The sequence below is a fragment of the Bacteroides sp. ET336 genome (assembly GCF_024733815.1).
In the GTDB taxonomy this organism is placed as follows: domain Bacteria; phylum Bacteroidota; class Bacteroidia; order Bacteroidales; family Bacteroidaceae; genus Phocaeicola; species Phocaeicola cellulolyticus.
Map to the genome: position 1 here is coordinate 70,125 of NZ_JANRHK010000003.1, position 24,405 is coordinate 94,529.

Here is a 24,405-nt window from a genome sequence, read left to right on the forward strand (position 1 = left end):
TAATAATGAGTACAAGAGAAGAACAGATGAAATCGTTCGGCCGTTTGCTTGATGTGCTGGATGAATTACGCGAAAAATGTCCGTGGGACAGAAAGCAGACAAATGAAAGTCTTCGTCCCAACACCATAGAGGAAGTTTATGAACTTTGCGACGCTCTGATTCAGAATGATAAGAAGAACATTTGTAAGGAACTGGGCGATGTACTGCTTCATGTCGTGTTCTATGCAAAGATTGGTAGTGAGACAGGTGATTTCGATATAAAAGATGTGTGCGACAAACTGTGTGACAAACTTATATTCCGCCATCCTCATGTGTTTGGAGAGGTTAAAGCAGATACAGCCGAGAAAGTTTCAGAAAACTGGGAACAGATAAAACTGAAGGAAAAAGACGGAAACAAATCTGTATTGAGCGGAGTGCCTGCTGCCCTTCCTTCATTGATAAAGGCGTACCGAATACAGGATAAGGCACGTAATGTTGGTTTCGACTGGGAAGACAGGGAAGATGTTTGGAAAAAGGTGAAGGAAGAAATCACCGAATTTGAGTCGGAAGTAGGCAATATGGATAAAGAAAAAGCCGAAGCTGAGTTTGGCGATGTGATGTTCAGTCTGATTAATGCGGCAAGACTGTATAAGATAAATCCTGACAATGCTCTGGAACATACGAACCAGAAATTTATCCGCCGATTTAACTATCTGGAGGAACATACTATCAAGGCAGGAAGAAACCTCAATGAAATGAGTCTCAATGAGATGGATGAATTGTGGAATGAGGCAAAAAGTAAAGGACTGTAGATTTTTGCGATATTTCGAATTGAAACTCTTTCATTTTGAAATCAATTAACTATCTTTGCCGACAAATTAGTTATTAAAAATCAATTAAAGATGAATAAATCAATTATCACCGTAGTAGGAAAGGATACTATAGGTATCATTGCCAAAGTGTGTACATATCTTGCAGATAACAAAGTAAACATACTTGACATCTCGCAAACTATCGTTCAGGAATATTTCAACATGATGATGATTGTTGATATGTCAGCCATAGAAAAACCTTTTGAGCAGATTGTTACTGAAATGTCTGCTTTGGGAGAAACAATGGGTGTGCAGATTAAGTGTCAGAGAGAAGAAATCTTCGATAAGATGCATCGTATTTAAGGAGTTGTCAGTTATTAGTTTTTAGATTAAAAAAACAGAAACTCATGATAAATATATCCGAGGTTATTGAAACCAATAAAATGATAGAAAAGGAAAATCTTGATGTCCGTACCATCACTATGGGTATCAACCTTCTTGATTGTGCTGATGGTAATCTTGATGTCCTTTGTCAGAATATATACAATAAGATAACCCGTCTTGCCGGTAAGCTGGTAAGTACGGGCGAAGAAATATCAAAGGAATTTGGTATTCCTATCGTAAACAAACGTATTTCCATCACACCGATAGCACTTGTAGGCGGTTCTGCGTGTAAGACTTCCGATGATTATGTAAAGATTGCACAGACACTTGACCGTGTGGCAGCCGAATTGGGAGTGAACTTTATTGGAGGTTATTCTGCCATCGTATCTAAGGGTATGAGCCATAGCGACGAACTGTTCATACGTTCTATTCCTAAGGCACTGGCATGTACAGAGAGAATATGCAGCTCTGTCAATGTAGGTTCTACAAAGACAGGACTCAATATGGATGCCGTACGCCTTATGGGAGATATCATAAAGGAAACTGCAGAGATGACAAAAGACCGTGACTCTTTGGGTTGCGCCAAACTCGTAGTACTTTGCAATGCTCCTGATGATAATCCGTTCATGGCAGGTGCATTCCACGGAGTGTCTGAAGACGATGCTGTTATAAACGTGGGAGTAAGTGGCCCTGGAGTAGTGAAATATGCACTCGAGCAGATACGTGGAGCAAGTTTCGAAGTCCTTTGCGAAACAATCAAGCGTACTGCGTTCAAGATTACACGTGTAGGTCAGCTTGTAGCACAGGAGGCGTCTCATCGTCTTGGTGTTCCTTTCGGTATTATCGACCTTTCGCTGGCACCAACACCTGCTGTGGGCGACAGTGTGGCTGAAATTCTTCAGGAGATAGGACTTGAGTATCCGGGTGCACCGGGAACTACAGCAGCCTTGGCTTTGCTTAACGATCAGGTTAAGAAAGGCGGTGTGATGGCATCATCATACGTAGGAGGTCTTAGCGGCGCGTTTATCCCTGTAAGCGAAGACCAGGGAATGATTGATGCTGTAGTGGCAGGAGCCCTTACAATAGAAAAACTGGAAGCCATGACATGTGTATGCTCTGTGGGACTTGACATGATAGCAATTCCGGGTGATACACCGGCTACATCTATTGCAGGTATGATAGCCGATGAGGCAGCCATAGGAATGATAAACCAGAAGACAACAGCTGTCCGTGTAATTCCTGTTGTAGGAAAGACTGTGGGCGAAACTGTAGAGTTCGGAGGTCTTTTGGGTTATGCTCCGGTTATGCCTATCAACCGTTTCAGCTGCGATGCTTTCGTAAATAGAGGAGGACGTATTCCTGCTCCTATACATAGTTTCAAGAACTAAAAAGAAATAATTTAGTATAGATGACGAGTCTTTCTCTTTAAGAGGGTGGCTCGTCATTTTTTATATTTGCGTAAGATAGGCTTCAATTCGGAATTAAAAGTATGATAACTTTGTTTTCGCTTTGTACTACACAATGTTTGTGCTATCTTTTGATAAGCTAGGATGCGTTTCGGCATAGTCTAAATTTGAAAAACTTTGTTTTTCATTTGTCTCTGCTCTCAACTTTCACTATCTTTGTAAAAGGCAAGAATGTTTACAAAATAGTCTTTATTCACTTTTAATTATTAATTCTCCAATATGAAATATCCTATAGGAATATAGAGCTTTGACCGTATAATAGAGGACGATTATGTTTATGTCGATAAGACTGATATGGTATATAGCTTAGTGCAGGAAGGCTCAATATACTTCCTCAGCCGTCCGCGCCGTTTCGGCAAGAGTCTTCTTGTATCGACACTGAAGAACTATTTTCTTGGCAGAAAGGAACTTTTCAGGGGATTGAAGATTGATGCGCTGGAGAAGGACTGGAAGGTGTATCCGGTATTTCATATTGATTTCAATGGTGGAGAATATACAATCAAAGGTGCATTGAGAAGTGCTATTCTAAGCTATATAACAGATTGGGAGAAACTGTACGAAATAGAAAAAGGCGAAGAAGAACTTAATCTTGGTTTCAGGTTCAAGAGAATACTCGAGGCAGCTTATAAAAAAAACGGTCTCCGTGCTGTGGTACTTATTGATGAGTATGACAAGCCTATCCTTGATGTCCTGGATTATGACAAAGATTTGGAGGAAGAGCATCGCAACGTTCTGAAAGGTTTTTATTCCACTTTCAAGGGAGCCGATGAATACCTGCAGTTCGTATTCCTGACAGGTGTAACCAAGTTCTCGCAGGTGAGTGTTTTCAGCGGATTCAATCAGCCTAAGGATATAAGTATGCATGCAAAGTATGAGACACTTTGCGGTATATCTCAGGAGGAACTGGAGAGTTTTTTCAGAGAGCCTATAGAACAGATGGCTGATGAATACAGTTGTACGTATGATGAAATGATGAAAAAGCTGAAATCGCAGTATGACGGTTATCATTTCAGTAAAAGAATGACAGATGTGTATAATCCTTTCAGTCTGCTTAATGCATTCGATTCAGGTGAAATGAATGATTATTGGTTCAAGAGTGGTACTCCGACATATCTTATCCGCCTGTTGTCGCATTCTGATGAGAATATGAACGAGATAACAGGGAAGTATTATTCTCCTGAAGAATTTATAGACTACAAAGCCAATGTTGAGCAGCCATTGCCTATGATATATCAGAGTGGCTACCTTACTATAAAGAAATTCGATTTGGAAGAAATGACATTTCTGCTTGATTTCCCAAACAATGAAGTAAAACGCGGGTTTCTTACGATGGTGGCTTCATCTTATTTTGGCGATAAAATGGAGACTGCATCATGGATAAGGAAAACTGTCTCACAATTGAAAAAAGGTGAGATAGACGATTTCCGTACCGGTATGACTGCTTTCCTTGCAAGTATTCCCTATACGATGCGACGCAAAGAGAACGAGCGCGAAAAGGAAAGATATTTCCACTATACATTCTATCTTATAATGCGCCTTATCAGTGTCTATACAGTCTATACAGAGAAGGTGCAGAGCCACGGTCGTGTGGACTGTATCGTAGAAACTCCGGACTATGTATATATTTTTGAATTCAAGCTTGACGGAACTGCCGATGAGGCTATGTGTCAGATAGATGAAAAGGGGTATGTCCGTGAATATGAGTCTGACAGCCGTAGAGTATATAAGATAGGTGCTGTGTTCTCGTCAGAGACGGGGACTATAGAGGAGTGGAAGGTAGAGTAGAGGATTCAGTTAACTCTAGTTAACCGAGTGTTAGCTATGAGTTAACCGCAAATCTGGTTCCAATATACGATCTTTGTCATATAAACATTAAATGAATGTATTTATGAGAAAGATTATTACCTTTATTCTATTTCTTTCGGCTGTTGTGCTGAATGCGCAGGAAACAGCCTTGTTTCGCGTCACATACGATTGTGATGCTTTGTATAGTAAGACACGCAATACCTACAGATGGTTTCTGGATGTAGGCAAAACCCAATCTGTTTTCTACAATCCTAATAATAGGGCATGGGCGTCGGAGTACGATAATATTTCCAAGGAAGCGGATATTGCAACAGCCTTGGCGAGGGCACAGAATGCAAACATAAAGTATGGAAACAAGAACTCTCTGGAAGTTCTGACGGGTGCGCCATCGTCTGATAAATATACCTATATGAGGTATATAAAGACAAATAAGTTTATATACACAGAGAAGCTTCCGCAAATAGACTGGGCATTATCAGACAGTACCAAAACGATTTGTGATTATCAGTGCAAGAAGGCCGTAGCAACAGTTTATGGCAGAACATGGACTGTATGGTACACACCCGATATCCCTGTTTCGGCAGGTCCTTATGTTCTGAAAGGTTTGCCCGGTGTGATTCTTGAAGCATGCGATGCTGACAATCTTTTTCATTTTGTTGCGGTAGGTTTGGAACAGAATGTTTCTGACGCCAGAATAGAGTTGTTCGAGAAGGACAAGGCTCTGAAGTGTTCACGTTCGAAATTTATGAAACTGAGAAAATCCGAGGAAGGGAAGACTTATGGAGAAGCGGTAAAAGAATTGGGTATCAACCTGGTAAAGGCTGTTGATATCAACGGTAAAGATATAACCAATACAGTCAAGCCTGCAAGTAATTATCTTGACCTGGAATAATGCCATTTGAAAATACATCATTCGTATGGTTATGGTAAGAATCATTCTGTTGTGTTTCTCCCTTGCTGTTTCTTTGTGTCTGCCTGCGCAATCTTCTGCTGTTTTCTTTGGTAAGGTGGTTGATACATCCGAAAATGGAATGTATGGAGTGAATATTGTGGCTTATAATGAATCCGGCAGGCAGCTGTGTTATGCCATTTCAGATGCTGAGGGTTACTTTACTCTTAAACCTGTAGGTGGAATTGCATATATCAGATTCAGCTTTCTGGGGTATGAAACACAGACTGTAAAGTATAATCCTGCGGTAAATAAGGTTGTTGTCAGAATGAAAGAAACAAGCTTTCAGCTTCGTGAGGTTTCTGTAAAAGCCGAACGTATAAGTGAAAGGGGTGATACTCTGACATATTCCGTAGCAGGTTTCAAGCAGATACAGGACCGCAGTATAGCCGATGTGATAAGGAAAATGCCAGGTCTGGAAGTAAAGCCTAACGGCAGTATATCTTATCAGGGAAAATCGATAAATCATTTTTACATTGAAGGTCTTGATCTGATGGGAAGTCAATATGCCCAGGCCAGCAATAACATATCGGCAGACAAGGTGGAGAGTGTTCAGGTCTTGGAAAATCATCAGGCTGTAAGGTCATTGCGTGATATTGAGTTCAGTGATAAAGCAGCATTGAACATAGTTCTTAAAGATGATGCCAAGTCTGTTTGGACGGGTTTGGCTGATATAGGATTGGGATGGGCGGAAAAGAGTGATGGCTTCCTTTACGAGAACCGTCTGATGGGGATGAATTTCAAGAAGAATTTCCAGACATTGTTGCTTTATAAAAACACCAATACAGGGACAAATATTGCAGATGAGATTTTAAGCCTTTCCGACTTGTTGGAATATCGTGGAGAAGCGAATATTATCAGTTTGCTCGATTTGGGCGGTCCTGCCTTTGATGTCGAAAGATATACATTCAATAAAAGTCATCTTCTTTCCGGTAACTGGCTGTGGAGGACTGGAAAAGATTCAGATCTGAGAATACAGGCAAGCGGACTGTTTGACAGTGAGGAACAGCTGAGAAAGAGCTCCACTACATATCTGGATTTGGACGGTTCGCCGGTAATTACGGAGGATTGGAATGTGGAAAGCAGGCGAAAGGAGGCAAAAGGAGAAATAACATATACGCTGAATAAGGAAAGAACATATCTGAAAAGCATTTCGAAAGTGTATTCCGACTGGAATGTAAGTCATGGAAATATACTTTATAATGACAGGCTTACCGCTCTTTCAGTCAAACCTTATAAACGTATGGTCTCGGAAGATTTACTGTTGTCGCATACTACGGCAGGGGGCAATGTCATTCAGTTTAATTCTTCTACCGGTTATACCCGTTTGCCGGGACAGTTGCTTACGATAAACGGCAACAGTCAGTTGCTTGATATGGATTTATTCTCTTCGAAAAATCATGTGCAGTATAAAAAGAAATTCGGAGCATTGTATTTTGATAATATGATGGGATTTGACAGTCGTTATCAGAAGATAAACAGCACTGACTGGAAGCTTCAACAGCTATATTGGAGTCCGTCTGTGAGTATGAGGCATAAAGGACATGAGTTAACGGCAAAGACCAAGGTCAGCTATGTGAATCAGTTATTGGATAATTCGGGGAATGGGGCTGCTGATAAGCTTCGTTCTTCAGACTTCTGGATTGAGCCTAATCTGAACTGGAGATGGGAAATGTCTCCCACATCGAAACTTATTCTTGATTACCGTCTGACGGCCGATCCGTATGATGCAAAGAAACTTGTTACAGAACCTCTTTTCACTTCATATGCTCAATGTACTGTAGGAATAGGCGAACCGGAAACCCAATTTGCACATTCTCTGAGTGCTTCGTTTACTTATCGTAATCCTCTTTACGGTTTGTTTGCCTATCTGCGACCTGTGTATATTCATAATAAAGGTAACATTCTGTATAGCGGAGAACTGGATTCCGGAGTGTATAATATGGTGGCTACATCCGGGCGTTATAATACAGACTCATATATAGTTGACGGACGTATAGCCAAGAATTTCTTTTGGGCAAATACTACTCTTGGATTTGGAGGGGGAGTAAACTCATCCGAATCGCAGATGTTGGTTTCCGGAGTGTTGGCTAAAAACAGGATGAATGTGTATAATGCGTCGTTTGACTATTCATTGAAGCCTGTGAAAGGTATATCAATACAGGGTAAGTCAAAAATGATGATATGCAATAGATTGGAAAAAACAACTCCATACGATGACAGTCGTGTAATTGACTGGTCACACTCGCTTGGGATAAATTTCAATCCTGCAGGCGGATGGATATTCTCTCTGAATAATGAAATATATCACAGCAATGAAAAATCTTTTGGAGTGAACAGCTTCTGTGATATCTCTGTAGGGTATAAATCAAAGAAGTGGGAAGTGTCGCTTGTGGCAGACAATATTATAGGCAATTCTGTTTATGAGCAGGTTAATGTAAGTTCAATCACCCGTTTTTACTCTATGACCCGCCTCAGACCACGTGAATATCTCATGAAGTTGAGTGTGGATTTGTGATTATATTGCCTTAAAACTATTACTTTTGTTCTATTAAACTGATTTATTTGGTATGAAGATTGATAATAAACATAGATTCCTGATTATTGCAGTAATTTCAGTTGTCATGATTGCTGCTTATGAGGGGTATTGGCTTTCGGGGCTTTACAAGTCTCAACGACAGTCGTTGGAGATGCAGATCAGTTCATTGATTTCCAAGTCTGAGCTCGCAGCTTATTCGTTTCAGTTAAAACGAGAGCAACTGACAGACTCCATAGCATTTTTGAGTCCTGATAATTTGTCTAAGATTGTATCAATAAAAAGAGACTCTTCTTTTGGGAATAAAATTAGGTCAATAAGTGTATATAGGCGTGACGACTTTAATAAACAGGTGGCATCTTCAGTAACTTCTCCGGAATTTTATGAAATGATGGATTCCATACTTTTTCAGAATTTTAAGGAGGCAGGTATAGATGAAATCTTTCGTCCGCTGGATACGCCTGATGTTGTGTCTGATACTGATTCCGCATCAGCTGGATATATCATAGTTAAATCAACTCTTGGTAAAAAACTTTATTCATTTGATACTGGGCTGATGACCGGATATATACTGTTGAATATGTCCGGCATTATATTCACTTCGTTGATGGTTGTCGCCATAGTGATATTCTCTTTCTGGTTTTTCATAAATACTCTGAAAAAGCAGATGGAATTTGACGAGATGAAAAGCAGTTTTACAAGCAATATCACTCACGAACTGAAGACTCCTATTGCAGTGGCATACGCGGCAAATGATGCTTTGCTGAATTATGGCTTGGCGGACAATCCTGTAAAAAGGGAGGAATATCTGCTTGACACAAAGGAACAGCTGGAAAAACTGAGTGCCCTTGTGGAGCGTATCCTGTCGATGTCAATGAAGGAAAGAGGTAATTTCCGGCTGGAAGTATCGGAAACAAATATAAGAGACATGTTTGAGAAAATAGTACAGGAGACCAGATTACGTACTGCAAAAGCCTGTGATATACAGATAGAGGCCGATGATAATCTGACTGCTATATTCGATGCAAAACTGATGTCGAGCGTGGTTTCCACTTTAGTCGATAATGCGGTAAAGTATTCAGGTGAGTCGGTACGGATACTGCTTAAAGCAATCAGAAAATCAGATAAGTTGTTTATTTCAGTATCAGACAACGGGATTGGAATCGCACAGGAACATCAGAGACATGTATTCGAGAAATTCTATCGTGTTCCTCATGGCGATGTACATGAAGTGAAAGGATATGGTATAGGACTTTATTTTGCAAAAACGATTGTGGAAAGACATGGAGGACGGATTTCGTTAACAAGTACTCCGGGAGAGGGAAGTACATTTACAATTGAAATTTAATGGTATGGGAAAGATAAAAGTATTACTTATTGAAGATGAAATAACTCTTGCAAAAATAATAAAGGATACACTGGAAAGTGTTGGCTTTGACGTCTGTTTGGCATACGATGGCGAGGAGGGATTGAAACTATTCTTTGAATCAAACCCCGATGTCCTGGTTTCTGATATAATGATGCCAAAGATATCAGGGCTGGATGTGGTAAAGAAAATACGTAACACCGATAAAACTACACCAGTAATATTTCTGACGGCAAAAACGGAGGTGGATGACGTAGTGGCAGGATTTGAAACCGGTGCCAATGACTATATCCGCAAACCGTTTGCTATGAAAGAGCTTATAGTACGTATAAAAGCTCTGACCGGACGTATTTCTTCAAAAGAGGAATCGGAACAGCATATGTTTAATATTGGAGATTATGAGTTTGATGCGGACAAGGGTATTCTTTTATATATACCTACTGGTGAAACAGAACAACTTCCAAATAGAGAAACAGAGGTTTTGAAAAGATTCTGTCAGAATTTCGATTCTATTGTTCCCATGCAGAATGTGTTGCTGGAATTATGGGGAAACGATGATTTTTTCTGTACAAGAAGTCTGCAAGTGTTGATAACAAGGATACGGCACCGCTTGTCGAAGGATAAACGTATCCAGATTATTAATATTAGGGGAAATGGATATAAACTTTCGTTGGATTAGTTTATTGTATTATTTGAAAGATGTTTCTTGCTGTAATCTTGATGAAATAGCAACAGGGTTTTATTCCAATTTTGATTACAGTTGTCATTCTTTTTGTCCTTACGTCTTATTTGATAAAAAAACATTAGGATAATTTGTTTTCATTTTATATTTTTGTGCATAATTAATCATATAATCAATAATCATTTTAATAACAACTAATCATGGGAAACGAAGAATTAATAAAGCTTTGTATTGAGAAGGCACAGAAATGGTTGACACCAGCATACGATGCCGAAACTCAGGCAGAAGTAAAACGTATGATCGAAAGCGAAGACAAGACAGACTTGATTGAAGCATTCTATAAAGATCTTGAATTTGGTACAGGTGGTTTGCGTGGTATCATGGGCGTTGGCTCAAACCGCATGAACATCTACACTGTAGGTGCTGCAACTCAGGGATTGTCTAACTATCTTAATAAATGTTTTGCAGGTAAGAAAGATATCTCTGTAGTTGTTGGTCACGACTGCCGTAACAACAGCCGTCTGTTTGCTGAAATTTCTGCAAATATCTTCTCTGCAAACGGTATCAAGGTATATCTTTTCGACGATATGCGTCCTACTCCTGAAATGTCGTTCGCTATCCGTCACCTTGGATGCCAGAGCGGTATCATCCTTACTGCTTCACACAATCCAAAGGAATACAACGGCTATAAGGCATATTGGGATGATGGTGCACAGGTTCTTGCTCCACACGACAAGGGTATCATTGACGAAGTAAACAAGATTGCATCTGCAGCTGACATCAAGTTTGAAGGTAATAAGGATCTTATTCAGATTATCGGTAAGGATGTGGATGATGTTTATTTGGAAAAAGTTCACTCAATTTCTATCGATCCTGAAGTTATCAAACGTCAGAAAGACCTCAAGATTGTCTATACTCCTATTCACGGAACAGGTATGATGCTTATCCCTCAGGCTCTTAAGATGTGGGGATTCGAGAATGTTCACTGCGTTCCGGAACAGATGGTTAAGAGTGGTGACTTCCCAACTGTAATCTCTCCAAACCCTGAAAATGCTGAGGCTCTTACACTTGCTATCAACCTTGCAAAGAGTATCGATGCTGATATCGTTATGGCTTCTGACCCTGATGCTGACCGTGTTGGTATGGCTTGCAAGAACAGCGAAGGCGAATGGGTACTTATCAACGGTAACCAGACTTGCTTGATCTTCTTGTACTACATCATCAAGAACCGTATCGCTATGGGTAAGATGAAGGGTAATGAATTCGTTGTGAAGACTATCGTTACTACTGAACTTATCAAGGCTGTAGCTGACAAGAACAATATCGAAATGTACGACTGCTATACTGGTTTCAAATGGATTGCACGTCAGATCCGTCTGAACGAAGGTATCAAACAGTATATCGGTGGTGGTGAAGAAAGCTACGGATTCCTTGCTGAAGACTTTGTTCGTGATAAAGATGCTGTTTCTGCTTGTGCTCTTCTTGCTGAAATCTGTGCTTGGGCTAAAGACCAGGGCAAGACATTGTACGATATATTGATGGAAATCTATGTTGAATACGGTTTCTCTAAGGAAGTGACTGTTAACGTAACTAAACCGGGTAAGAGTGGTGCTGATGAAATTAAGGCTATGATGGACAACTTCCGTGCATGTCCTCCTAAGGAACTTGGCGGTTCTAAAGTTGCTCTTGTTAAGGACTACAAGACTCTTAAGGCAACAGACGGCAACGGTAATGTAACAGACATTGATATGCCGGAACCATCTAACGTACTTCAGTTCTTCACAGAAGACGGTACTAAGATTTCTGTACGTCCTTCAGGTACAGAGCCTAAGATTAAGTTCTATATGGAAATCAAGGGCGAAATGGCATGTCCTAAGTGCTATGCAGGAGCATGCGCTGACGCTGAAGAAAAGATTGAAGCTGTCAAGAAATCTCTTGGTATCTGATAAGATGTCTTGCAAAAGCTTTGCAATGCTTTTGCAAACGATTTTCAAATAATATTCAGACTGCATCGGATGATGATTGTGAGAACAATATCGTCCGGTGCAGTTTATTTTTTGTTAAAATCCTGATAACCCTAAGTCTATGAGTGTAGAAAATACATTACCTTTGCATCCCGGTAAAAAGTACAGGATATATGGCAAAGTCTAAAGAGATGACATCCGGGGCTCCTCTGCCTCTTATATTGAATTTCACAGTTCCACTCTTATTGGGAAATCTGCTTCAGCAGACATATTCGTTTGTAGATGCTGCGATAGTGGGTAAGTTTCTTGGTATCAATGCACTGGCATCTGTAGGTGCAAGCACGTCTGTCGTGTTTCTTATCCTTGGTTTCTGTAATGGATGTTGCGGTGGTTTCGGTATTCCTGTTGCTCAGAAATTCGGTGCACGCGATTATGTCACTATGCGCAGATTTGTATCGGTCAGCCTGAAACTGGCAGGAGTGATGTCTGTTGCTATAGCCATTGTTACGAGTCTGCTTTGTGCATATATATTGAAATGGATGCAGACACCCGATAATATCATGGAAGGTGCGTATCTATATCTTTTGGTTACTTTTATCGGAATTCCGTGTACTTTCTATTATAATCTTCTTTCCAGTATAATACGTGCATTGGGTGACAGCAAGACACCCTTCTGGTTTCTTCTTATATCTACAGTATTGAACATTGTTCTCGATCTGGTATGTATCCTGGTGTTGGGATGGGGTGTTGCCGGTGCTGCTATAGCCACTGTTGTTTCGCAGGGGGTATCGGCACTTATGTGCTATAAGTATATGTATCGCAAGTTTGACATTCTTAAAACTGCTCCTGCAGACAGACGTTTCCGACCTGAATTGGCGAAACAGTTGCTCTACATAGGTGCACCTATGGGACTCCAGTTTTCCATAACAGCCATTGGCAGTATAATGCTTCAGGGTTCCAATAATGCTTTGGGGACGGCATGTGTGGCGGCATTTACTGCAGCTATGAGGATAAAGATGTTCTTCCTCTGTATGCTCGAAAGTCTTGGTATGGCAATGGCTACATACAGCGGACAGAACTACGGAGCAGGAAAACCGGAGAGAATATGGCAGGGCGTTAAAGCATCAATGTTGCTTACTGTAGCCTATGTAGCAATGGTGAATCTGGTCTTGTGGAATTTTTCTGAAGAGATAGCCATGTTGTTTGTCGATGCCTCTGAAACAGAAGTATTGGCCGACACGGCATTGTTTCTGCATGTATCGGCTTCATTCTTCATATTTTTGGGTATGGTGTGTATATTCAGATATACCATTCAGGGAGCCGGTTATACCCAGTTGTCTATGCTTTCCGGAGTGGCAGAGATGATAGCCCGTGTATTGGTCAGCGTAGTGGCTGTTCCAATGTGGGGATACTGGGCGGTATGCTTTGGTGATCCTGTGGCATGGATGTTTGCCGTGGCCTTTCTTCTTCCGGCATTCAGATATGTATATCGCAGATTATGTCATATAGTGGAAAAAGAGAAAGTTCTGCATACTGCATGATTTAGTTTTTCACTTTCATCCTTTTCCAGATGCATCGCGGTATGAGTTTCCAGAAGAATACCAGTATGCTGTATTTCCAGTCTATCACAGCTATTCTTTTATTTCTCTTTAAGGCTTTTACTATCAGCTTTGCTGCGTATGACGTTTTCATCAGCATAGGATAATTCTTGCCGTCGTTAAGCAGACTTGTAGCGACGAATCCGGGGCGTATGTCCGTGAAACGGATATCCAGCTTCTGCATAGTGGCAAGTTGCTCTAATGCATCAATATATGTATTTTGAAATCTTTTTGTGGCAGAATATGCAGGTGCTACACCCAAACCTTTCGTTCCGGCAATGGAACTTATCACTGCAATATGTCCTCTGCCTTTTTCCCTGAAATATCTGAAAGAAGTACCTACCAGTCTGGTAAATCCGGTTCCGTTTGTTTCAAGTGTATTCAGTTCTATATCGGCATCAAGTCTCGCATTCTGATATCCTATACCAGAACTGTGGAAATACATATCCATACCGCCAAGTTCGCCAATCAGAGATAGAAGTTCCTCGTCGGCATTGCAGTCCTTTACGTCTATGGCTTTTACGCATACCTGTCCTGGATATTCCGACTGTAATTTTTTCAGGTTCTCTTCTCTTCGGCCTGCCACTCCCAGTTTCCAGCCATCTGCAAGCAGAAGTCGTGCCACTTCATAGCCTAATCCTGAAGTAGCTCCCATAATTACTGCACGTTTCGTATTGTTTGTCATTGCTGTTCTTTATCTGTTTGATTTTATTTCGTAAATAAATTCTTTATATTCAGGAATATTAGTGTTTTTCCCTAAATAATATTTTGCTATCATTGGCATCTGCTCATTTAGGCTGATAAACTCTCTTCCCAGGTGACTGCAGAATGCCATATATGCATTCCTGTTTGCCATGTTTCCTGCATCATCCCTGTATATGGTGATGTAGTGGTTCGTTGGGCGTGCATGTACCACCTGGTTTATGTGCATGGCAAGATGTCTTGCTTCGATAGGGGATATGCATCCCATAATGTTCGACATATTGAATATAACAAGTTCAGGAAGTACGGAGTGTGATTTCCAGAAACTGTCGCTTACAGCCGTGATGCGTGGATACAGACTCCATTTCACGTGTTTGTAGTTCTCTGACGTAAGGAATTTTTCGCTCGTTTGTCCCATTTCTTCCTTAGGGTATATTCCCAAGTAATATATATCCGTATGGTTCAGCTGCCTGCACAGGTCTATGAATGCCAAGCCTGATGCAGCCGATTCATATGATATATCGCAGAATACAACTCTTCCCGAAACATTGCGTATGGCATTCCTCAGCCAGTTTCCACAGTCCTCGTACATTGCCATGGCAGCCGAATATTGTTTTCTCATTTCATGAAAGTTGAACAGTAGGGCGTAGTCATCTGCTTTCAAGCCGTGTAGAGAGTTGAAATCTGTTCTCCCGTATGAAATCAGTTCCTTGGCACGTGCGACATTCATTTCTGATAAATGGACTTTCTCCGAATATTGTCTTTCTATAATATCCTTGAATGCTTGTTCAAATTCCGGTTTTATGGAATACGATTTACCGTCCGTTTCCCAGTTCATGTCGTATGAAGGTATAGTAAAGTTACCTTTACAGAAGTCATCTGTATTAGTATCAATAAACCCATTATTCATGCGGATATATTCCATCAGTTTATAGAACGTGATGTTTGCACTAAGCACCTGCGGATTGCCTGTCATTATCATTTGCTTCTTGGCACGTGTGATGGCTACATTCAGTTTCCTGTCTATGATTGCATCTTCCTCGCGGAAAGTATTCGATGTAAGGAAATTCAGCTGGCTGGTATTTCTTACGGTGAATGAATATATTATAATATCCCTTTGGCTTCCCTGATATCTTTCTACAGTGTCTATGGAGATATTCATCAGTTCTGGAATTCCGAGAGATGAAATCTCCTTTCTTATCATTGCTATCTGGTTGCGATATGGCACAATGATTCCTACAGTTTTGTCCGCATCAAAATAGTTTTCTGTCAGGCTGTAAATTCTTTTCAACAATGCGGCTATGATTTTTGCCTCGTTTATGTTGGCTTTATCCGATGATGCTGATATATTTTCCGGGGTAGGCGCAGTGATGAAAACCATCCTTCTCGAAGTTAGAAGCTTTTCTATCATATCCGGATTTTCCGGAATATTTTCATACGGCAATTCCTCTTCCTGATGGGGTAGAGGTACACATTCCAGGCACTCACGGCTATAGAACGTAGTATTCGGGAATTCGGCGATTGCCGGATGCATTCGTCCCTGTTTTCTCAGTACGCTTTTAGCCTTTTCATCACTCTGTCTGTACAGTCTTTCGAACAGCGAGTTTCTGCAATCATACAGTCCTATGGTATTCAGAAGAGGGTCTGTAATCTTTGCGCTTTCTGCATTTTGGAGTGCAATGGCAGGCAACTGTTTGTAATCGCCTATAAGCACGAATTTATCTATTGCATTATAGTTGCCACTCCTGGCAGAGAGTATTCCTATCAGGTCGGGTTCAAGAATCTGCGAAGCCTCGTCTATTATTGCCGTATCGAAGTGCTTTATGTCGAACAGATTGAGTCTGTTGTTTATGGCGGTAGTCGTTCCTACGAATATCCTTGTATCCGAAATTTTCTTTTTGATATCAGTCAGTTTCGGACAGTCTTCCAACTGATTTTTCAGTAGGAACGGTTCGAATCTTTTGTCGCACGACATTTCATGCCCTATACGAATAAAAGGGGTATCGGATGCTATTCCGGAATCAACAAGCATGCTGCAAATCTCATCTACAGCCCTGTTGGTATATGATAATAACAGTATGGAAGTATTTTTTTCTGAAAGAGCTTCTTCAACCATAAATCTCAATGCGCACGAAGTCTTTCCCGTACCCGGAGGTCCTACAAGCAGGAAGTAGTCTTCTGCCTGTTTTTCCTTGAGAATGATTTCATCAAAACGTCCATAGCTGCCGTTCAACTTTATTCCCTCATTAAACGATGCTTCTCTGGCCCCAAGGAGAAGTTCCTTTCTGTCTGTACTTGCAGAAAGGAAAGAGAAAAGCCCTCTTATTCCTGCCGAAGCGGAAACGTCCGAAGAATCATGTTCTATGGCAAAGGTATCGTTATCTCCACCTATTATGTCCTTGTTCTGCTGTCCGTTCCTCAGTATTATTGTTATATTGTCGGGAGTTATTTCTGTTATGTTTCCTTTCATGAGAATTTCGTCTCTCACGTCTGGTTTTTCTGTATATGGATAGAATATTATTATATCTCCTTTTCTGAAGTTGGGCAGGAAATCATCGCCTTGAGCAGGTATGCTGAGTTCTATCAGGTCATATCCCTTGTTGGGCGAACTCTTGCGTTTGTCCTTTATTTTCAGACTTGTAAGAATGTTACCGTTTTCTATTTTCTCGGCCAACGGAGTGTTCCAGACCGAGGCAAATCCTCTGGATGAGTCGTCACTGCCGCCTGTGCGAGCCAGTACCGATTCCTTTGATATGAATGTAAAGAAACGCTGGAAATAAGCCTTTTCCAGTGGTGAGCAGTGTTTCAGGGTCTGAATTGTTTTATAAAGTTCAGGCTCCTGATAGTCGGTCCACAATTTGTTGTGTACCTGTAGTTCGTTCAACAGGTCTGTATCTATTTCTTCTGTCACTTTCGAAATAGCCCCTTCGCTGAAAGCCATTTCGTTGCACACTATCATGTTTCTCAGTTTGATACTTTCACGGAATAGTTTGTCGGTAAAGTGTTCAATGATAAGTCCGTCTGTATATCTGGAATAAAGCAGGAAGGTCTGCATATCTTCAGTGGCCTTTCCGAAATTATACATCAGAACACCCTGATACAGCATCATCTGTATGAAATGGTCTTCCTTATGCCTGTTGTTGAACTCATCCTTTTTGCCTGATTTCTGTTCTATCAGTACCTTGAAATCCTTCTGAAGCAAGTCCACACGTCCCTGCAAACCAAGCTTTTCGCATATAAACGATGCTTCAAGCATAACCTTGTTTCTGTCGAAAGAAGGAATGCTGTGCGGGAGAATATCATTTACGAAGGAACGGATATTCATCATCTGCGCCTGTGCCATTGTATGGAAATTGTCAGGTATAGGGCAGGTACAGAAATCAAGTGCCGAAGCCGAGAAGAATTTCTTCAGACTGCCTGAGTATGTCACAGGTTGTGTATTTCTTTCGTTTATATAATCGTCCAGAAACAGTCCGGCGAGGTTACCCATAAGTATGTGGTGAGTATTTGCCTTAGGCTTTATTCGGCTCATGAAAAAGTTCAACGGATGATGTCCGTACTCCCTGAAGCATGAAGCCAGCGAACTTATGTCGAGCAGAAAGTCCGGATGTAGTATTATCAGTTCCGGTATATAGTGGTTTTCTTCATCTGCTTTCACACCAAGCAGGTTTATCTGCATGTTTTCCTCAAGCAGATCATTCAGATACAGCATGTCGCCGTTAAATCCTCCCTTGGCATAGTTGATTACTATCATCGGGTCCTCATCGCTGTCGGTAGATGCGAAAATAAGATTCTCGTTCCAGCTGTTCACTGAGGCTCTAACGTAAGGAATATGCGAAAGGCGTGTTCCGCTGTACGGGCGGTTGGAATGAGGAATCTGAGGAAGTATGGATGCCGGTATATCTTCTTCAAAACCTAGTGATATAAATCTCACTATAGCTCTGAGGTCGTAGAGATATTCGTTCATGTCCGGCTGGAATTTATCACCCATTGCCGAGTTGCAGTTACGCCTCATTGTCTGTATGGCGTATCTGTCCGAAGGAGTCATCTTCTTCTCCTTGCATATAAAGTCCAGTCTGGAGAACATATTTGCAAATGAAGCTGTCACTCCTGTGGTTAGTTCGTAGCATGCCTGTTGCAGAACCTTATATAGCAAAATATACTTAGCCCGCAGGTTGTCTTGCGACGCTGCGGGCTGAGTATGTATTTTTTCTATTCTTTGGAAAAAATCAAAAGACTGTATATCTATGTGTTCCGGTCTGTCTGTCATCAGTTTTCTGTTGTGTCTTCCAGAATATATTCAATTGTTGCTTTTTCAAGTCCGAGATACTGACTTTTATATGTTTCAGTCACATCATGTCGAAGAACCTTATATGTGTAATTGTTTTCAGTTTTATCAATCAGATCCAGTTCTATTTTGTTGTTTCCTGCCAGTGATATGTCGAAACTTAATATCTTGTTTCCGTTTTCCGGATCGTAAGATTCTTTCTGACTGAAAATTCCGGTTACTGCACTTGCACCCTTTTGTGGATATATGGTAACATTACCTCCGTTGAGCTCTTCTACAGTATAGGTAAATTCTATAGACCCTCCGGTCTTCATTATTGCACTGTTTGTTATATCTTCTTCAATCATTTTTGTCTCATCCTGAGTCAATGATCCTCCTATAACTTCAGTAGAGATATTATTTACATGGAATATGCGTGCCTGATTTTTAACGGTTATAACAAATCTGCTTTCATTCTTCTCGTAATCAGTAATACGCATAATGCCGTTTCCTATCTTTACTGGAGTAAGCGATAATTTCTCTCCATTGTATTCATAGCTGACGATATCTTTGTTCAGATTTTCCAGTATATATTTTCCGTTGCCTCCATTGATGTAGAAATCCTGTCCTTCTGTGAAAGCATCGATATATATAGTATCATTATTTGTAATATGAGTCTTTCCGTCAGCGCTGACCAATGTTATCGGAGCATAGCTTTCACCGCAAGAGGCTAGGAAAGCTGTTAATAATATATTAGTAATTACAATTAGAGTTGATAATAGATTTCGTTTCATATGTTTCATTTTTTTGTTATTATGTCACAAAGATATATGTTTAAATGAAAAATCAAAAAGATATTTTATGGTAATATTCAAGCAAGTTATGTCCCATTTTTCTGTTTATACTCATTTCTTCCCGAAATTGTTATCAATTTTCAGCAATGATGTAACCCAGAACGTCGCAGCCGTGCATACCATTATCCATATAAAGAACATACGGTATCCCATGGTTTCCTGCAGCCATCCGGCTATCATTCCCGGCAGCATCATTCCCAGGGCCATAAATGCCGTACATATTGCATAATGTGCAGTTTTGCTTTTCCCTTGTGAGAAATAAATCATATAAATCATATATGCGGTAAAACCGAAACCATAACCGAATTGTTCGATGAAAATACATAAATTTATTACTTCCAGACTGCTGTTCTGAAAGAAACTCAAATATACATAAACTATGTCGGGCAGTGATATAGCCCATACCATAGGCCAGAGCCATTTTTTCAGTCCGTGACGAGAAACTGCAATTCCTCCAAGAAGCCCTCCTATTGTGAGGCCTATCACTCCTACGGTACCTTGAGTGAAACCAATCTGTTCCGTTGTCATTCCCATACCGCCTTTTTCCATTGGATCAAGCAGGAATGGAATACCCATTTTGGCCAACTGAGCTTCCGGCAGGCGGTAAAGGAGCATGAAAAGGATGGCCGTAACTACCTGTTTCTTTTTGAAGAACGAACGGAATGTACCTATGAATGACGACAGAATACTCTCTGAATTGCTGTTACTTATTTTTATGTCTGAAGATGGGCGGGGTAGGATATATCTGTGGTAAAGCCATAAGCCTATGAAAAGTCCTGACAGAATGTAGAAAGTAATGCTCCATGCCCGGCTGATATTTCCACTGCTGCTTTCCAGATAACCGGCAAGCATGATAAGTCCACCCTGTCCGGTTATTGTGGCAAGACGATAGAAGGTACTCCTTATTCCTACAAACAGTGCCTGCTCGTGTTGCGAAAGTCCTATCATATAGAATCCGTCGGCTGCTATATCGTGAGTGGCGGAGCTGAATGCCATCAGCCAGAATATTGCGAGAGTGGTTTGCAGAAATGAATCTGTAGGAATAGTAAAAGCTATTCCTGTCAGTCCTGCACCTATCAGCAATTGCATTGAGGTAATCCAGTAGCGCTTGGTTTTTATGATGTCGATGAACGGACTCCAAAGCGGTTTGATAACCCATGGAAGGTTCAGCCAACTGGTATATAGAGCCACTTCCGTGTTCGAAATTCCCATTCGCTTATACATTACGAGCGATATTATCATAACAGCCACGTAAGGAAGACCTTCGGCAAAATAAAGCGAAGGTACCCATGTCCATGGCGAACGTGTTTTTATTGTTTCATTCATATTATTTTAAAGTACAAAAGCCAATTCTAACAACTAATAACTAACAACTAATAAACTTTCTTTATTTCAGCATTCCTGTAATAATGTAAAAGAATTTTGTCGTAGGAATAACCTTTTTCCCCCATCATGGCTGCACCAATCTGGCATAAACCTACTCCGTGTCCCCAGCCGGCACCGGTTATAGTAAACTCTGACGGAACGCTGCCTGCAACTTCTGTTTTGTCAATTACAAAAGCCGAACTGAACAGATGGCTTTCCGACAAAGCACGGCGTATTTCCAGTTCCTTGCCTATAGTTACAGTGCGCAGAGTCCCTACTATTTTAAGTCTTGAAATTCTTCCTGACTTTCCCCTTTGCATTGGGATGAGATCTTTAATATCTCCAAACTCAATACTTGTCTTCCTGTGAATGAGTTCCGATATTTCCTTTTGCGAGTATTTCACTTTCCAACGGTAGAAATCAGTAGTTTCCTGATCATAGTTGTTCAGAATCTGTTTCAGAACCTTTTCATCGTGCGTATTGCAGAATGCGGCAGGAGTGGTACGAATCCATTTTTCGGCATTCTCTTCAATACTGAGGTCCGGTATATCATTGTTTTCAGAATTGTCAATGACAGGTTGCAGATACGGATAATCCTTATCTTCCCAGCAGGTATCGAATGTTTCCGAAACACCTCCACAACATTTTGAAAATCTCGCGTCGCATATTTCATCACCATACATAAGTACCATGCCCTCAGTCTCTTTCACAGCTTTTGCTACAGACGGGTTTGAGGCTTTTGTGATTCCCTGATACCTCTGACAGTGGTCGTCGGCACATACATCGAAAAGTTTATGATCCTCACGGTCGTACCATCTTATTATACAGTTTTCATCTGTTGTGAAATTTTGTTGTAAAGATTTATGTACGTTTTTTCTGTCTCGGTTTTCAATTTGTGCAAGAAGCCAGCTACGCGATATTACCGCATGCGATTTCAAGAATTCCAGCGATGATGTGGCGCTCATTTCTGAAGAAATCACACTCACCAGATAATCCTCAACAGGCAATATGTTTATGGCTATCACATTCTCTCCATCTGTAATCAGTTTTAATTTTCCGGTGAAAGTCTGCTCCTCTTGCCTTTCCCAATGATAGGAGATACCTATTGTTACATTATGAAGTGTAAACGAACAGTTGTTGTCTTCCGGAGTGAGTTCTATGGACTCAATTTTTTTTGTGCCCAATGAGATTTCCCCATTTCCCGTTGCAGATGCTTTAAGCTGTCCCGTTACGACTTCTCCTTCTTGTGTCAGGTATTTGCCATTCAGAGTAAATGAGATTTCTTTCCCCGTTACTATACCTACATTTATATATGGTTTTTCCATGATGATACTTCCTTGTAAATCTTTTTTATGTCCGATTCTGTTATTTTTAAGAAATCCTCTTCGCGTGGAGTTACTATAAGGCCAGCCATATCCAGTGCTCCGGGACTGACAAATATCTGTTCTTTGCCTTCCGCAAAATAGCATGATGGACGGTGCGCTTCTCTCGGAAAATATGCAGTTATAAACTTACCGTCTGTATCTCTCCATGCAAACATATTGAATCGTGGTTCAGTTTCACCTTCATGTGTAGTCAGTGAGTTCAGATATCTGTTGAGTAGCTCTGTATCAATGTTACCAGAGTGAGAAATAAAAGCTTTTATCGGACATATATAGCCATTGACTGAGAAACTTGTACATATATCTCCGTTCTGCATTTCTACAGTTTCATCTTTGACTGCCGATTTGAAGATTTCTTCCCATTGGGCTATAAAAGGAATATCCTCCTTTCTGGCAGCCTGGAAATGGAAATGATCCGGAGCCGATGCGCCGCACTTAGCGCCATTATAGAATATGGCATATCCGTGTCCGAAATAATCCTCTACTTTTTGAAGAACCTTTCCCGGCAGTTGCATATCCATTTTGTCTGCCAGTGTCTGTGGAATGTGTTCTTCCGAAGAAATTGTCAGATGTCCCGGCAGAATAGGATATGGGTTTATTCTGATGCTGAATTTCATTCCTGCATCAATGCTTATTGAATACTGTTCTTCAGGCTTGTTTTTCATGCAGAGGAAGCATGGACGTGCTTCGATGGATGATTTATCAAGTTTTGCCAGTGTAGATACTGCTCTTGCCGGATTGAGCTGTACCTTGATATTGTTTCCGTCGATATTGAAACATTTAATTCTGATATCCTTCAGCGCTTCATGATTTTTGCGACAAAGCTCCCATTTTTCGAACTGTGCGGCAATGAATTCTTCAGCTTCTTTTTCTGCCAGTCCGAGTCTTCTGTTTATCTCCAAAGTGCGCAGACTGTCTTTATATGCATTGTTCTGGTTAATCTTCTCAATGCTCAATGCCGCATCAGAGTTTCCTTCCCAGCGGCGGCACAGATATACCACATCGTAAATTCTTCCAATCTTGTAATTTCTTGAAAATGCCAGTCCCAGTGCATAGTCCTCTCCGTAGCTTGTGTTCGGAACTCTTGTTTCACGCAACAGTGGAGTGAAGAAAGCGCGTGGAGCGCCGAGCCCGTTTATGCGCAAAGCGTTGTTATGACCATTCTCGTCTGTCCACTCTTTGTGGTCAATCACTCCCGGAGGCAATGTCTCCAGACTGAAGTTTGTCATCCTGTACGAGCCTATAACCATGGCGCATTTCTCTGTACGGAACTTATCCACTATAGTCTGCAGTGTGTGCGGACTGCTGTAGAGGTCATCACTGTCTAGTTGTACAGCATAACGTCCGCATTCAGGATGCTCAATACCCAGATTCCAGCATCCGCCTATGCCTAGGTCAGTACGTTCCGGAACTATGTGTATCACATTCTTATTATTTTTATACTTATCTATGCATTCGGTAGTGCCGTCAGTAGAATGATTGTCTATTATTATAATGTTGAATTTGAAATCTGTTTCCTGTTCCAGAACCGACTTTATTGCATCATCAATAGTCTTCACTCTGTTTCTCACAGGAATAATGACCGAAGCTTCGTATGCAAAATTGCCTTCTTCGGTATCTATCAGTCTGTTTCTTTGCGGGAGATAAGCACCTATTTGTTTCAGATGATATGTAAAAGCCTCTTCACGCTCAATCTGTACGCTACGGTTGCGAGGATCAACATAATCAAACTGTTTCTCGCCAGATTTTCGCAAATCGTCTTCTACTTCTGTATATAAAAACTCCCTGATATGGATAATGTCAGCAATTCTCGAAACAGCCAGTCGCAGTGCATAAAGTCCCGAGAATAAATATTCCTTTTGCGCCAAAAGGCTTTCGGCTGCTTTTTTGAAAACATCAGTTCTGAACATTATCAGCGAACCGAAGTCGAAGTCATCGCGTACACTTCCTTTCTGATAGTCGATAACAGGATGAGGCAGACGTGTATCTTCCTTCATGATGTAATGGTCGGCATAAGTCATACCGGCATTGTCTGCCATAAGATAGTCTGCCATGCGCTCTATGGCTTTATATCCCAGGTTTATAGGATATGGTTTGGTGTATATCAGTATGAAATCCGTGTCTGCCTGCCGTAAGATATTTCTTATCCCCTTAGTAGAGTTAATTTCGTTGATTTTCAGTGCTATAGTCTGCTTCACTCTGCTGCATTCTTTCATTATATGTCTTGCAATGCTTTCATCTTCGGAAACGGTGAAGCAAGTTATGTCTTTGTTCATAGTCATTCTTTTTTTCT

At 40.9% G+C, this 24,405-nt stretch carries 16 protein-coding genes; 10 read left to right on the plus strand and 6 right to left on the minus strand.

Going from position 1 to position 24,405, the window contains the following annotated elements:
- The first annotated feature begins 2 nt into the window (after window positions 1-2).
- From mazG to NW213_RS04605, 10 genes are all read left to right on the plus strand, one after another.
- Window positions 3-791, plus strand: coding sequence for a nucleoside triphosphate pyrophosphohydrolase (gene mazG, locus NW213_RS04560; RefSeq protein WP_258322115.1), 789 nt, complete (start codon window positions 3-5; stop codon window positions 789-791).
- 90 nt (window positions 792-881) lie between these two features.
- Entirely contained in the window at window positions 882-1,154 is a 273-nt protein-coding gene (locus NW213_RS04565; RefSeq protein WP_154043001.1) for an ACT domain-containing protein, read from the plus strand.
- A gap of 44 nt (window positions 1,155-1,198) precedes the next feature.
- Window positions 1,199-2,563, plus strand: coding sequence for a PFL family protein (locus NW213_RS04570; protein ID WP_258321977.1), 1,365 nt, complete (start codon window positions 1,199-1,201; stop codon window positions 2,561-2,563).
- A gap of 333 nt (window positions 2,564-2,896) precedes the next feature.
- Window positions 2,897-4,426 (plus strand): ATP-binding protein, encoded by a 1,530-nt coding sequence (locus NW213_RS04575; protein ID WP_258322116.1) that lies wholly within the window; start codon window positions 2,897-2,899, stop codon window positions 4,424-4,426.
- A gap of 103 nt (window positions 4,427-4,529) precedes the next feature.
- Window positions 4,530-5,339: a GLPGLI family protein gene (locus NW213_RS04580; RefSeq protein WP_258321978.1), complete on the plus strand. Its 810-nt coding sequence runs from the start codon at window positions 4,530-4,532 to the stop codon at window positions 5,337-5,339.
- Between the two features lie 31 nt (window positions 5,340-5,370).
- Window positions 5,371-7,914, plus strand: a complete 2,544-nt coding sequence (locus NW213_RS04585; RefSeq protein WP_258321979.1) for a carboxypeptidase-like regulatory domain-containing protein — start codon at window positions 5,371-5,373, stop codon at window positions 7,912-7,914.
- Window positions 7,915-7,966: 52 nt separating this feature from the next.
- Complete coding sequence (locus NW213_RS04590) at window positions 7,967-9,280, plus strand: sensor histidine kinase KdpD (protein ID WP_258321980.1); 1,314 nt, start codon at window positions 7,967-7,969, stop codon at window positions 9,278-9,280.
- A 4-nt stretch (window positions 9,281-9,284) separates the two neighbouring features.
- On the plus strand, window positions 9,285-9,977 hold the full coding sequence (locus NW213_RS04595) for a response regulator transcription factor (RefSeq protein WP_235325217.1): 693 nt from the start codon (window positions 9,285-9,287) through the stop codon (window positions 9,975-9,977).
- Window positions 9,978-10,180: 203 nt separating this feature from the next.
- On the plus strand, window positions 10,181-11,926 hold the full coding sequence (locus NW213_RS04600) for a phospho-sugar mutase (protein WP_258321981.1): 1,746 nt from the start codon (window positions 10,181-10,183) through the stop codon (window positions 11,924-11,926).
- A 191-nt stretch (window positions 11,927-12,117) separates the two neighbouring features.
- Window positions 12,118-13,485, plus strand: coding sequence for an MATE family efflux transporter (locus NW213_RS04605; RefSeq protein ID WP_154042993.1), 1,368 nt, complete (start codon window positions 12,118-12,120; stop codon window positions 13,483-13,485).
- A gap of 1 nt (window position 13,486) precedes the next feature.
- On the opposite strand, the gene NW213_RS04610 is transcribed toward NW213_RS04605, so the two are convergent.
- The 6 genes from NW213_RS04610 to NW213_RS04635 form a co-directional block, all read right to left on the minus strand.
- A complete protein-coding gene (locus tag NW213_RS04610) occupies window positions 13,487-14,227 on the minus strand; it encodes an SDR family oxidoreductase (RefSeq protein ID WP_154042992.1) in 741 nt (246 codons plus the stop codon).
- Window positions 14,228-14,236: 9 nt separating this feature from the next.
- Window positions 14,237-18,514: an AAA domain-containing protein gene (locus tag NW213_RS04615; RefSeq protein ID WP_258321982.1), complete on the minus strand. Its 4,278-nt coding sequence runs from the start codon at window positions 18,512-18,514 to the stop codon at window positions 14,237-14,239.
- Window positions 18,514-19,305: a hypothetical protein gene (locus tag NW213_RS04620; RefSeq protein ID WP_258321983.1), complete on the minus strand. Its 792-nt coding sequence runs from the start codon at window positions 19,303-19,305 to the stop codon at window positions 18,514-18,516. The genes NW213_RS04615 and NW213_RS04620 overlap by 1 nt, the downstream gene beginning before the upstream one ends.
- A 111-nt stretch (window positions 19,306-19,416) precedes the next feature.
- Window positions 19,417-20,691 (minus strand): MFS transporter, encoded by a 1,275-nt coding sequence (locus NW213_RS04625; protein ID WP_258321984.1) that lies wholly within the window; start codon window positions 20,689-20,691, stop codon window positions 19,417-19,419.
- Window positions 20,692-20,738: 47 nt separating this feature from the next.
- Window positions 20,739-22,055 (minus strand): SpoIID/LytB domain-containing protein, encoded by a 1,317-nt coding sequence (locus NW213_RS04630; protein WP_258321985.1) that lies wholly within the window; start codon window positions 22,053-22,055, stop codon window positions 20,739-20,741.
- Complete coding sequence (locus NW213_RS04635; protein WP_258321986.1) at window positions 22,037-24,388, minus strand: DUF4922 domain-containing protein; 2,352 nt, start codon at window positions 24,386-24,388, stop codon at window positions 22,037-22,039. The genes NW213_RS04630 and NW213_RS04635 overlap by 19 nt, the downstream gene beginning before the upstream one ends.
- Window positions 24,389-24,405: the final 17 nt, after the last annotated feature.

What these genes read in the sequence shown, in the direction of transcription:
- NW213_RS04580 (WP_258321978.1), top strand. Translation starts at nt 4,530, where the DNA reads ATGAGAAAGATTATTACCTTTATTCTATTTCTTTCGGCTGTTGTGCTG.
- NW213_RS04590 (WP_258321980.1), top strand. Translation starts at nt 7,967, where the DNA reads ATGAAGATTGATAATAAACATAGATTCCTGATTATTGCAGTAATTTCA.
- NW213_RS04600 (WP_258321981.1), top strand. Translation starts at nt 10,181, where the DNA reads ATGGGAAACGAAGAATTAATAAAGCTTTGTATTGAGAAGGCACAGAAA.
- NW213_RS04630 (WP_258321985.1), bottom strand. Translation starts at nt 22,055, where the DNA reads ATGGAAAAACCATATATAAATGTAGGTATAGTAACGGGGAAAGAAATC.
- NW213_RS04570 (WP_258321977.1), top strand. Translation starts at nt 1,199, where the DNA reads ATGATAAATATATCCGAGGTTATTGAAACCAATAAAATGATAGAAAAG.
- NW213_RS04625 (WP_258321984.1), bottom strand. Translation starts at nt 20,691, where the DNA reads ATGAATGAAACAATAAAAACACGTTCGCCATGGACATGGGTACCTTCG.
- NW213_RS04610 (WP_154042992.1), bottom strand. Translation starts at nt 14,227, where the DNA reads ATGACAAACAATACGAAACGTGCAGTAATTATGGGAGCTACTTCAGGA.
- NW213_RS04615 (WP_258321982.1), bottom strand. Translation starts at nt 18,514, where the DNA reads ATGACAGACAGACCGGAACACATAGATATACAGTCTTTTGATTTTTTC.
- NW213_RS04635 (WP_258321986.1), bottom strand. Translation starts at nt 24,388, where the DNA reads ATGAACAAAGACATAACTTGCTTCACCGTTTCCGAAGATGAAAGCATT.
- NW213_RS04595 (WP_235325217.1), top strand. Translation starts at nt 9,285, where the DNA reads ATGGGAAAGATAAAAGTATTACTTATTGAAGATGAAATAACTCTTGCA.
- NW213_RS04565 (WP_154043001.1), top strand. Translation starts at nt 882, where the DNA reads ATGAATAAATCAATTATCACCGTAGTAGGAAAGGATACTATAGGTATC.
- NW213_RS04605 (WP_154042993.1), top strand. Translation starts at nt 12,118, where the DNA reads ATGGCAAAGTCTAAAGAGATGACATCCGGGGCTCCTCTGCCTCTTATA.
- NW213_RS04585 (WP_258321979.1), top strand. Translation starts at nt 5,371, where the DNA reads ATGGTAAGAATCATTCTGTTGTGTTTCTCCCTTGCTGTTTCTTTGTGT.
- NW213_RS04620 (WP_258321983.1), bottom strand. Translation starts at nt 19,305, where the DNA reads ATGAAACGAAATCTATTATCAACTCTAATTGTAATTACTAATATATTA.